Source organism: Bacillus sp. ES1-5 (genome assembly GCF_022487605.1).
Lineage (GTDB): Bacteria > Bacillota > Bacilli > Bacillales > Bacillaceae_G > Bacillus_A > Bacillus_A wiedmannii.
The window spans coordinates 451,731-462,480 of sequence record NZ_JAKVPU010000004.1; the positions used below are offsets into that span (position 1 = coordinate 451,731).

Genomic DNA, 10,750 nt, shown 5'->3' on the forward strand with positions numbered 1-10,750 from the left:
ACACTGTAACATGATTATTTTTATGTGTAAAATAAGAAAAGGCATGATTTCTCATGCCTTTTCCTTGAATGAAAACGAATTTTCATCTTGTAAACTTTGAACAAATCGAAAACATTGCATCATCGATAATAGGACGATAACGATCATAATTATACTAACAACTACGATTGCATATATTGTAATTGGTGCACTATTTATCCCTTGTATTCCTGCTATTTTCATAAAGATAATCGTAAATAATTTCAAAAATAACATCCCATTCACTAATCCAAAAACAAACGCTGCTCCATAAATAAATAATTGCTCCTGACATAATAAACATAGTACGTCATTTCTCTTCCTATTCTCTGCTACATAAGATTTAAATTCCTCTTTCCTCACTTGCAGAAGAGAAAACGTTATTTTATATGTAGTAAAAATACAAATAAAAATGAATACAATAAACAGCATGTAAAAGCTCATTTGAAATAAAAGTGTAGTCTCTAATTTCCCAATAGCTCCTTCATTAAATTGGAGCGATATCATAAAAAATAAAATCATAGTACTCATAGCAACCCACATGAATTGCTTCATCCTTTTGGCAGCAAATGTTCTTATATTTTTTCTCACTAACTGACATAAAGACATATATTCTTCCCCTACCTTACTTCATACCATACTCATTCTATACTACTAGTGTATAAAAATATGACATTTTAAACATCGCACTACAATCTGAATTTTTTCTAAGTCTTTAGTCCTAGAAAATAAAATGGTAAAAAAATCATATTAAGAATATAATTGTAAAAAGGAGGGGGTTGCATGCACATGAAATTACTATCAATCTTATTTTTATTATTTCTCACAAGTTGTAGCTCACTTAAAAACAATGCAGATGCCATTGTTGAGCCATACAAATTAACAGAAGAGCAATCTTCTATTTTACAAATGACTCCTTTTCAAGAAGGAGACAGCATATTTTATAACGTTACCCTAAAAAATGAAAAAGATGAAATACATGCTACGATTGATTATTATCAAAATGGTAAAAAAACAAACGTAATTGCGAATATAGCTACCTCCCATTTTCCAAAAAAGAAAGTAAAGCTTTCTTTTTTACCACCTCAATCCCAACTCGATAAAGATGTACAAGTGCAAAAACATTGGTATGTTAATATTGAAGGTAGCTCCATGCTCGCTCCTGAAGAAGCACCTCCAATCGTAAATAGCTCTACCTCTACTACTCTTCAATCTGCAATAAACTTAACATACAATCAAAAGACGACTTTAGCGGCTATAATAAAAACGAATAAAGAAACCGTAAGAGTTCCAATGCTTGAGGAAAAAACCGCTATTGACCAACTATTACAAGAAAGCGAACATGTTTATCTCTTTAGTATAGAACTAAAAAAAGAACACTAAAGCGGAAATGCAATTATATTGCATTTCCGCTTTAGTGTTTAATGAGGTGTACTTTTTAACAAGTTAATCAATCTCATCCTCAACTTCTATTCTTTTCTTCTCTCTTGCAATTTTTAAAAACTCTAAAAGCTCTGGATTAGTATTCATTTTTTTGTACGCTACTGACATTTCTGCAACAAAATTCGAATCACATAACTCTTTATATACAACTTCTGTTTTATACAATTTATTTGCCGATACAGGTATGACCGTAATTCCGATTCCTGCTGCTACAAGTCCCATAACTGTTTGATATTCCGTTGCTTCTTGTACAATGTGTGGACTAAATCCTACGTCGCGGCAAAGTGATAAAATTGTATCGTATAACGCTGGCCATACCGGTCTCGTAATAAATACGAACGGTTCGTCTCTTAAATCTTCAATATGTATTTCATCCTTTTCAGCAAGTGGATGTGCCTTCGGTAAACATAACGTACAAGAAAGCTTTTGAATTGGTTCTAACTCTAGTAATTGCGTTGGAATTGGCGGACGCAAAAAGCCAATATCAATACGGTTATCGTGAAGTGCATGCACCTGATCCGGTGTTGACAGTTCATGTAACGCAACAGACACTCTCGGAAATTTCTTTCTATACTCCCTTACGATAGATGGTAAAATATCATATATCGCCGCACCTACAAAACCAATTGAAAGTGAGCCCACTTCTCCCCTTTGGGCACTTTGTGCAACTTCTACCGCTTTATCAATTTGTTCGAACGCTTTTTTTACTTCTTTTAAAAACATTTCTCCAGCTTCTGTTAATTCAACTTTTCTCTTCGTTCTTGAAAATAACATAACTCCCATTTCTTTTTCTAATTGCTGAATTTGTTGACTAAGCGGTGGTTGTGTCATTTGTAAACGAGCAGCTGCTCGTCCAAAGTGTAACTCCTCTGCCACTACAACAAAATATTGCAAATGCCGTAATTCCATTTTGGACACCCTTTTCACTTTCAATTAATACATCTAATATATTAATAACATATAATTTATATATTAGACAAATTTTTCGAATGAACGTATAGTAGAATTTGTTAATTCTTTTTTACAATTTTTATGAAAAAAAAGAAAGAGGTGGTTACTGTATGAAATGGTGGAAATTAAGCGGACAAATTTTATTATTATTTTGTTTCGCTTGGACAGGTGAATGGATTGCAAAACAGGCACACCTCCCAGTTCCAGGAAGTATAATCGGTATTTTTTTATTGTTAATTTCATTAAAATTTAACCTAGTGAAAAAAGAGTGGATACAGGACGGAGCAGACTTTTTATTAAAAGAACTTATTTTATTTTTCATTCCTTCTGCAGTCGCTGTCATACGCTACAAAGATACACTATCACAATATGGAATCGATCTCATTTTAATTATTATGATTAGTACACTTTGTGTCACTCTCGCTACAGGACTCCTAACAGAATTGCTACTAAAGCGGAAAGGATCAACACAATGATCGGCTTTCTTTGTTTACTATTAACACTATTCACATATTGGATATCGAAGAAAATGTATAAACGCTGGAATTGGAGCTTACTTTCTCCTCTTCTCGTCTGCCCTATTATTTTAATTGCTTTATTAATCGGACTAGACACACCTTATGAAACATATGCAACAGGTGGTCAATGGTTAACAGAATTATTAAAGCCTGCAACAGTTGCTTTCGCATGGCCAATCTATAAGTACTTTGATTTACTCAAGAAACATGGAATAGCTATTTTACTTAATGTCATTGTCGGCTCATTTTTATCAGTCATTACTTCAGCACTACTAGCAAATTATTTTCAAATTGATTCATCGTTAGAACATAGTTTAGCGCCTCATATTGTAACGACACCAATTGCAATGGCCATTTCAGAAATGATTGGTGGTATGTCACAATTAACAGCTGTATTTGTTGTTTTAACTGCATTAACAGGAGCATTGCTTGGTCCTTCTCTCATACGTATATGCCGTATTAAAACAGCGCTCGCAAAAGGCATTATGTTAGGCACGAGCGCAAATGGCACCGGTACATCAAAAGCATTTGAAATCGGTCCTGTAGAAGGAACCATCGCCAGTTTATCCATGCTTTTAACAGCAGGAGCTAGTTTAGTTATCGTTCCGCTTTTCTTATCGTGGATACATTGAAAAAGCAAGTGTTTAAACACTCGCTTTTTTATTTATATATTTATTTAAAATCTCATAATCCTCCGGGAAAGATAGCGTTAATTCCTTCATTTCATCTATCCCCTTCCACGCAATTTCATGTATTAACTCATCAGGATCTTGGATTTTCATACTACCGCCTATTTTTTTTACGACATAATAATGAACGTATACAGGCACCCCGTATGTAATACCTTCTTTTTCATATATTGTACTTATAACTTCCACACTATAACCTGTTTCCTCCCAAACTTCTCGGATACAACATTCCTCTAGTGTTTCTCCTTTTTCAAGTCCTCCACTTGGGATAGACCACCTTTTTTCTTCTCCCTTTTGTCCTTGCAATACCATTAAGATTTCATTTCTTTCATTTACACATATAGCTGCTGCACCTATCCATCTCTCCATGTACATCCCTCCCCTACAAAAATTCGCCTTCTTTACTATTTTCTCCTTGAAAAAAGAGGAAAAAAGTAAACTAATGACGAAAAATCACATTAACTTCATAGACAATCCCTTCTTAGAAATTAAAAACGGAAGGATGAAAATATGATTTCTAAATATGTTGTGGAATGTGTCTTTTGTGAAGAAAATCGAAAACCTCGCCAAGCTATCGTCACGGTTCCTGCCACTACTCAGCTACTAGCCATTGAAAAAGTGCGTTCAGAATGTAAACGCCGTTTCGGAAAAGCTTTATTATTACAAACCGAAATTAAAGAAGAACTAGCTTTTGAACAAAAAGAAAGCTGACCATAAATTGGTCAGCTTTCATATCCGATCATATTTTCACATGAAGATTAGGGGCATCCTCTTTCAGGATCGGGATTTTCCCATTATGTACGTTCCATAATGGTCATCGAACAATATATTTCTATGCAATTAAATATTGAATAGAATAGGGCAAAACTTGTTCGCATTTTTAGAAAAGGGATAGGGATATAATTCAAGTAGTACTTCGAATACTCGAACTTTACACTCATTATTTTAAAGCAAATCCTTTTATATGGGAAATATGAATTACTTACATAATTCATTCGTAAAACATATTAGTTTGCTATATTATTTTCATTCCATCAACAACATACATCCAGCTACAACTGGTGTCATAATCATTGAAAGCTTCAAAAGCATACTTGGTGCATAATTTGTAAACTTCGCCCCGATATACGCTCCTAACATCGTCCCAATTAATACTTGTAATAACAATATATAATCTAGATACCCTTCTGAACTATATCCTAGCCCACCTCCAATTGCGATCGGCAATATAACAAGCATTGTTGTTCCTACAGATTGCTGAATCGTTAATCCTAATAGAACCATTAATCCAAGTTGAATAAATGGTGCAGAACCAATCCCGAATGAACCAGCCATCATTCCAGTGACTAATCCAAGACATATACATTTCATTATATTTTCTTTCGAAAAATCTTTAATTTCTGCTAAAAGTAGTTTTTCCCTATTTTGAAACTTAATTAATTTAATAAACATAAAAATTGCAGATAAAAATAACATCCCAGCTGTAAACCAATGAAGAAGATACGGTGGGATAAGTGAACCAAGCTTTGAACCAATATAAGAACCAAGTGCTCCACATCCACCAACAATCCCACCTATAGTAAATACAACATTTCCTTCACGATAATGACTTATAACCCCAGATAATGTCGTAAATGCCATAGCACTTAAAGACGTTGCAAGTGCAACATGAATAGGAATGTGGAATACTAAAGTGAGTATTGCGATAATAAAACCAGCTCCCCCTGCTCCAACAAACCCTAATAAAACCCCCATTACTAACATCGTTATAATAATTGCCACAAACTCTCCCTCCAGTAATCCAATTATCCACCATATTCCTCCTTGCATACAAATAAAAAGCACCCTGGACGGATGCTTTTCGTACTTTTCAAAATTGATACTATGTACTTAATCTTGATTAATCAAAATAATCGCAGGACCAGCGACTACTACTCCAGCTACTTCTATCTTTTCAAATTCCTTTACTGTAATAGATATAACACCTTCTCTTTCCATCAACTCTTTACTCAGGACATCAGTCGGTATAGATTTCACCGTCTTACCTCCTCTTCATTTATACAATATGATAAAGTGAAAGTTTAATCAGTAGAGGTTTGGTCCACTCCACACGGGTTATAATCGGGCTTCCCGTTTATGTACGATAAAAAACACCCCAATGCATCTATATATATGTATCACCTCCGCTTTCATTCCTTATTCCCCTCAAAACCTTTCTCTCCCTTCCGTAACGTATTGAAAAATAAAAAAGCACTCGCAAAAGCGAATGCTTTTTCATTATTTACTTTCAATTACTTTTAACATTCTATTAATAAATGCTGCCGATTCTCCACGCGTCGCAGAACCTTTCGGCATAAATTCATTATTTTCATTCCCTTTTACAATACCTAATCCATAAACACGTTGTACAGCTTGTTTATCATATGCTAAATCTTGATCCGAGAATGGTAACGGAACTAAGTTACCTTTAATTTTTTTATATTGCAGTGCACGGTCAATCATGATAACAGCTTCATCTCGTTTAATCGTATCATTTGGAGCAAATGTCCCATTTCCTCTACCACTTATTATCCCGGCACTTGCTGCACGATTAATACCATCTATTAGCGATGAATGTGCTGTATTTAAATCATTAAAATTCGATGATCCTTCAGGTAACTGTAATGATCTTGAAATTAAATTCGCAAATTCGCCACGTGTGACAAGACGCTCTGGCCAATAAGAACCTTTCCCATCCCCAATCATAATGCCTCGTTTATCTAATTCACGAATGTCTGCTTCGTACCAACCACCTGTTATATCATCTTTATGGTTCGCATCATAATAAACCTTTGTTCCTTGTAAGAATGGTTCCCACGCATTATTTTTAATCATAATAGCCGGACAATTCTTTCCACTCCAGAATTGATGTTTCTTCACATTTTCTAAAGGAATATGTAATTCTCCCATTAAATAAGCTGTTAATTTACGAGCATTTTCAACAGCTTTATTGTAATCACCATCTTCATTTACGGCAATTTCAATCGCAATGGATTCTCGATTTCCAGTTCCTTCTGCTCCATCTCCAGCATGCCAAGCATTTTCGTTTAATGGAAGATGTTGATAAATCTCTTTATCGTCTACCGTAAAGTGCCATGACGCTGAACGATCTTCCGTTCCAGTTGCTTGGTTATATAAATATATTGCATGGTTTTTAGCATTTGCCCCAACACTGTAATTATCTGTCTCATGAATCGTAATATACTTCGGCTTCATCGCATAACCAGGACGGATATTTTCATTTCCTTTCGGTACAATCATTTCTTTTAAAGTTACACCATAAATATCCGTTGTTTTTTCTGGTGCAGCATACATAACTGCTGCACGTTTTGTACGTGCTGGTGTTGCCTCTTGAATAATTGAAGCTTTTGTTCCTTCAAATTTTGCTGAAGGTGAATAAATCCATTTTATCTCATCATTTATTTTTACTTGGAACCATTCTCCAGCCTGTCCAATAGCTTGAATATTTTGTGGCTCCAATACATTTTCTTCTTTGTATGAAGTAAATGGTTCAGAGTAAGTAAAGGTTACTTCACTAATAACCAACTTTTCACTTAATAAAGGGTGAACTTCTTTAACCTCTACATTCCCCTCACTATTTTCTATCCATCCAGTTCCAGATGAAGTCCGAACATAGTAAGCGTTTCCTTTTCTCTTCTCAGCTTTTACAACTTGATTCGAAATGTGAACCCCTGTCTCCTGTTGAAAATTACTAGAATCATATAAAGGTACTTCTTTCACTATATGTACAAGAAATTCGCCTTGCACTTCATTTTTTACTCCTTTATCTTCTCCTCGACCATCTTCCTCTTTCATATGGTTTTCAATACTTTTTAAAGCTTGTTCATCAGGTGAAATCGCTACAGTTTTTTCCAACTCATTAGCATAGGAATAATTCGGAATCGTTACCACGCTAAATACAATCGATGCAGCTAAAACATTATAAAATCTTTTTTTCATCATAATACTTAACACGCCATAATTAAATTCGTGTTAATTTCCCCCTCCTCAACCAAAATATAGGACATCTAGTAAACTATTAAACTACATAACCATTTACAATATAACAGACTCATTCCGATTCGTATAGATAGGAATGACTACTATTTGCCTACATTTACTATATTGGAATATAAAAAAGAAGCTATAATATATAGCTTCTCTCCCAGTTTCTTTAATCTCTTTGCACCTTATATTCCACAACTCTACCATCTCTATCAAATTGTAAAACAAGCTGCTCACTATCTATTGGAATAAAGCCACGTTCAGTTCCAAGATAGTACGAAGTGATAACACCGTCTTTTCCATTGCTTGTTCCAGTAGGTGCTCCTAATAATTTTGTGATTTCTTCATTTGATTTCCCTATTAATTTATATTTTTGTAATAGATCATCTACCATATGTACCCGTTTCTCTTCAGCATGTAACCACCGATCTTGATTAAACTTTGAAGTGTATGTATTCATACTTAATTGCCCTGTGCACACTAACAATAGAATACACCCTACTATCATTACACGTAGCATTTGCTTCTTTTCTGTATTAAGATTTACAGAATTACGTAAGACGAACTTTTGAATCACGACTAATAAAACAAATGGCATGACTACTACAAACATACTTTTTACACTTACTAACATATGAACCGCATCAATTACAAAAATAAACGCAAGATACATTAGTATATACAAACAAAAATAAATGTACAAAATACCCCTCAATATAGTATTCAAAAAGCCCCCCCCCTCTTAATTCATTATATAATTCATCCGGCTAATAATTTCTCGAAGTTTTTCTAACTCTTGATCTGTATATATTACTTTACCTGTTAAGATCTCATTTCTAAAGAACGTTACAATTTGCTCTCTATCTTTTAATCTCGGTGTTTTTTCTTCAGACAGATCTAGCACTTCTTTCCCATTTTCATTATAAAAATATACAATCGGTTTTACGTTTTCCTTTACAATATCAACTTGTATTTCTTTCAAACAATTGTATAGAATATGAGATAGTTTCTTCGCTCTATATACTGGATTCCCTTCATTTTTCACTTGTATCGTTAATGAATCTTCACCTGTAATGCATTCAAACGTCTCTTCTTTCTCTACTTCTTGTTGATACTTGCCAATTTCATCAATCATAAATGAATATATACTAGCATTTTCTTTCGTTAAGCCATGAATTAATTTCCCTGTCCATTCTTTCGTCTCAAGTAGATATATGCCCGTTTTACTTAAAACAAGATGATGAATTCGAAAATCATTTCCGCCGTGCTGATTTCTAATAAAAACATTCGGCATAATATGAAATTCATTATCTAGTATTATGCCTTGTTCTACGAAGCCTCGTTTCATATAATGTAATGTTTCGTGTGTATTCACTTCAGCTCCATTTTTCGTATACTCTCGCAAATTTGCAATTAACTTTTGAAACATATGTATTTCGTTACTATGCTTTTCTTGCACTTCACTGCGTTCTTTACTATGTTGCACAGCTAATTGATTTTTCATCATACGCATATTTTCAAGTTCTCTAGCTGCACTTATTTGTAAATCATTATATTTCTTCTGTTCCATACTTTTCAATGTATTTTGTTGTTCTTTATGCTCTGTAACCGTAGCTGCAATTTCATTTTCATACGTTTCAATTGCTTGTTTCTTCTCAAACTCTACTTGCTGACTCTCTGATTCTAGCTGTTTATTTTTATAGAACAGCACGAATGCTACAGCTAATAATAATAAAATCACACCTATTAGCACATAATCCATATTTTTACTCCTTTAGTCCATTTTCATTTATTTTTATAAACATCCATTATATTATACTATGCTTTCAATATACACTTTGTAAACATTACATATTTTTAATGAAACGAGACTTTAATAAGCCATTTTCCCCATGCCCTACCGATCGTTTCAGGTTGCCCTCAAATAGCAGAGTAAAAGGCATCTCAGGCGAGATACCTTTTACGTGCATTTTATTGTACACCATACTGAATATAACTTGGATCATAGTATATCCAACCATTTCCACCTAAACCAAGCCATCCATCTTGCTTACACCATACTCTATAAGCCTCACCATGATGTAACTGTCTTATAACATTTCCAGTTAATGATGGAGCATCCCGCAGATTCACATTATCACCAGTAATAGTCGCCACATAATGTTTATACTGAATGTAACTTGGATCATAGTATATCCATTCGTTTCCACCTAAAGCAAGCCAACTACCTTGTTCGTTCAAAACTTCATACGATTCTCCTCTATTTAGCTGGCGGATTACACTAGATTGTAAAGATGGTCCACTCCGTAAATTTACATTATCGCCTTTAATTACAGCAACGCCGTAGACTGCAATAGCAGTACTAGGCGGGGAAACATTTCCACCACCATTTGTTCCATTTCCTTGCAAAGCTTCTAATGAAACCGCTGCTGATACGTCACAATTTCCTACTACACCTGAAATTTGACCAGAATCTGTGTATTGCCATGCTGTCCACTCTGTCCATCCACCAGCATCAGCAGGCGGCGTACTAGAGTATTTAGAAATCCAAAGTGGAATATCACTTAACCCGTTAATTCCAAACTCATTAATATACCAAACTCCTGTATATAACATAACATCTTTTCCAGTAGCCTGTTTCACATAATTTATGAAACTTCTTGCCCAATTAGATATAGCAGTACCAGTTAAATTACTATTACTCGAATCTATCGGTGATTCTAAATCTAAAACTGGCATTAAGTCTGTCTGATTGTTTTGTAATATGTTCACAAAATGTTTCGCTTCTGAAATTGCATCATTTAGTTCTGGATGTGCAAAATGATATGCACCGATTAATACATTTGCATTTCGCGCTGCTTGTACATTTTGGACCAAAGTAGGATCAAGATTATTCACACCTTCTGTCGCTTTTGCATACGCCGCTGAAATACCCGATCCCTTCACTGCATTCCAATCAATGTTACCTTCCCAATGAGACACATCGATAAACGTAATATTTGAACTAGATCTATCTTGCATATAAAAGCTCCTATCAATTTTTTTCATTTCGTATACATACAATATGTACAACTTTAATAAAGGGTC

At 34.3% G+C, this 10,750-nt stretch carries 13 protein-coding genes; 4 read left to right on the forward strand and 9 right to left on the reverse strand.

Annotation, left to right across the window (positions count from 1 at the left end; translation table 11 throughout):
* Positions 1-51: 51 nt before the first annotated feature.
* The gene (locus MKO96_RS16720) at positions 52-627 is read right to left on the reverse strand and encodes an ABC transporter permease (RefSeq protein WP_240588130.1); all 576 of its coding nucleotides are present in this window, start codon (positions 625-627) and stop codon (positions 52-54) included.
* Between the two features lie 174 nt (positions 628-801).
* Here MKO96_RS16720 and MKO96_RS16725 point away from each other — a divergent pair, with 174 nt between their 5' ends.
* Positions 802-1,401: a histidine kinase gene (locus MKO96_RS16725; RefSeq protein ID WP_240588131.1), complete on the forward strand. Its 600-nt coding sequence runs from the start codon at positions 802-804 to the stop codon at positions 1,399-1,401.
* A 63-nt stretch (positions 1,402-1,464) separates the two neighbouring features.
* On the opposite strand, the gene alsR is transcribed toward MKO96_RS16725, so the two are convergent.
* Positions 1,465-2,370 carry an acetoin biosynthesis transcriptional regulator AlsR gene (gene alsR / locus MKO96_RS16730; protein ID WP_240588132.1) on the reverse strand — a complete coding sequence of 302 codons (906 nt, stop codon included), beginning with the start codon at positions 2,368-2,370 and terminating at the stop codon, positions 1,465-1,467.
* Between the two features lie 152 nt (positions 2,371-2,522).
* Here alsR and MKO96_RS16735 point away from each other — a divergent pair, with 152 nt between their 5' ends.
* A complete protein-coding gene (locus tag MKO96_RS16735) occupies positions 2,523-2,888 on the forward strand; it encodes a CidA/LrgA family holin-like protein (RefSeq protein WP_000872362.1) in 366 nt (121 codons plus the stop codon).
* Positions 2,885-3,562 carry an LrgB family protein gene (locus tag MKO96_RS16740; RefSeq protein WP_240588133.1) on the forward strand — a complete coding sequence of 226 codons (678 nt, stop codon included), beginning with the start codon at positions 2,885-2,887 and terminating at the stop codon, positions 3,560-3,562. The genes MKO96_RS16735 and MKO96_RS16740 overlap by 4 nt, the downstream gene beginning before the upstream one ends.
* A gap of 12 nt (positions 3,563-3,574) precedes the next feature.
* Here the strand turns inward: MKO96_RS16740 and MKO96_RS16745 are convergent, their stop codons facing one another.
* Complete coding sequence (locus tag MKO96_RS16745; protein WP_240588134.1) at positions 3,575-3,988, reverse strand: NUDIX hydrolase; 414 nt, start codon at positions 3,986-3,988, stop codon at positions 3,575-3,577.
* 141 nt (positions 3,989-4,129) lie between these two features.
* Between MKO96_RS16745 and MKO96_RS16750 the strand changes: the two genes are divergently transcribed.
* Positions 4,130-4,330 carry a DUF3903 domain-containing protein gene (locus MKO96_RS16750; RefSeq protein WP_240588135.1) on the forward strand — a complete coding sequence of 67 codons (201 nt, stop codon included), beginning with the start codon at positions 4,130-4,132 and terminating at the stop codon, positions 4,328-4,330.
* 315 nt (positions 4,331-4,645) lie between these two features.
* Here the strand turns inward: MKO96_RS16750 and MKO96_RS16755 are convergent, their stop codons facing one another.
* From MKO96_RS16755 to MKO96_RS16780, 6 genes are all read right to left on the reverse strand, one after another.
* Positions 4,646-5,449: a sulfite exporter TauE/SafE family protein gene (locus MKO96_RS16755; protein ID WP_240588136.1), complete on the reverse strand. Its 804-nt coding sequence runs from the start codon at positions 5,447-5,449 to the stop codon at positions 4,646-4,648.
* Between the two features lie 60 nt (positions 5,450-5,509).
* A complete protein-coding gene (locus MKO96_RS16760) occupies positions 5,510-5,656 on the reverse strand; it encodes a BC1881 family protein (RefSeq protein ID WP_240588137.1) in 147 nt (48 codons plus the stop codon).
* Between the two features lie 240 nt (positions 5,657-5,896).
* Positions 5,897-7,618, reverse strand: a complete 1,722-nt coding sequence (locus tag MKO96_RS16765) for an S-layer homology domain-containing protein (RefSeq protein WP_240588161.1) — start codon at positions 7,616-7,618, stop codon at positions 5,897-5,899.
* A gap of 214 nt (positions 7,619-7,832) precedes the next feature.
* A complete protein-coding gene (locus MKO96_RS16770) occupies positions 7,833-8,336 on the reverse strand; it encodes a hypothetical protein (protein ID WP_240588162.1) in 504 nt (167 codons plus the stop codon).
* A gap of 69 nt (positions 8,337-8,405) precedes the next feature.
* Positions 8,406-9,425: a nuclease-related domain-containing protein gene (locus MKO96_RS16775; RefSeq protein WP_240588138.1), complete on the reverse strand. Its 1,020-nt coding sequence runs from the start codon at positions 9,423-9,425 to the stop codon at positions 8,406-8,408.
* A 209-nt stretch (positions 9,426-9,634) separates the two neighbouring features.
* On the reverse strand, positions 9,635-10,684 hold the full coding sequence (locus tag MKO96_RS16780; protein ID WP_087981546.1) for a GH25 family lysozyme: 1,050 nt from the start codon (positions 10,682-10,684) through the stop codon (positions 9,635-9,637).
* Positions 10,685-10,750 lie beyond the last annotated feature (66 nt).

Bases quoted from the DNA above. Each gene is read 5' to 3' on its own strand.
- MKO96_RS16720 (WP_240588130.1), bottom strand. From the start codon at position 627: ATGTCTTTATGTCAGTTAGTGAGAAAAAATATAAGAACATTTGCTGCC.
- MKO96_RS16725 (WP_240588131.1), top strand. From the start codon at position 802: ATGCACATGAAATTACTATCAATCTTATTTTTATTATTTCTCACAAGT.
- alsR (WP_240588132.1), bottom strand. From the start codon at position 2,370: ATGGAATTACGGCATTTGCAATATTTTGTTGTAGTGGCAGAGGAGTTA.
- MKO96_RS16735 (WP_000872362.1), top strand. From the start codon at position 2,523: ATGAAATGGTGGAAATTAAGCGGACAAATTTTATTATTATTTTGTTTC.
- MKO96_RS16740 (WP_240588133.1), top strand. From the start codon at position 2,885: ATGATCGGCTTTCTTTGTTTACTATTAACACTATTCACATATTGGATA.
- MKO96_RS16745 (WP_240588134.1), bottom strand. From the start codon at position 3,988: ATGGAGAGATGGATAGGTGCAGCAGCTATATGTGTAAATGAAAGAAAT.
- MKO96_RS16750 (WP_240588135.1), top strand. From the start codon at position 4,130: ATGATTTCTAAATATGTTGTGGAATGTGTCTTTTGTGAAGAAAATCGA.
- MKO96_RS16755 (WP_240588136.1), bottom strand. From the start codon at position 5,449: ATGCAAGGAGGAATATGGTGGATAATTGGATTACTGGAGGGAGAGTTT.
- MKO96_RS16765 (WP_240588161.1), bottom strand. From the start codon at position 7,618: ATGAAAAAAAGATTTTATAATGTTTTAGCTGCATCGATTGTATTTAGC.
- MKO96_RS16770 (WP_240588162.1), bottom strand. From the start codon at position 8,336: ATGTATCTTGCGTTTATTTTTGTAATTGATGCGGTTCATATGTTAGTA.
- MKO96_RS16775 (WP_240588138.1), bottom strand. From the start codon at position 9,425: ATGGATTATGTGCTAATAGGTGTGATTTTATTATTATTAGCTGTAGCA.
- MKO96_RS16780 (WP_087981546.1), bottom strand. From the start codon at position 10,684: ATGCAAGATAGATCTAGTTCAAATATTACGTTTATCGATGTGTCTCAT.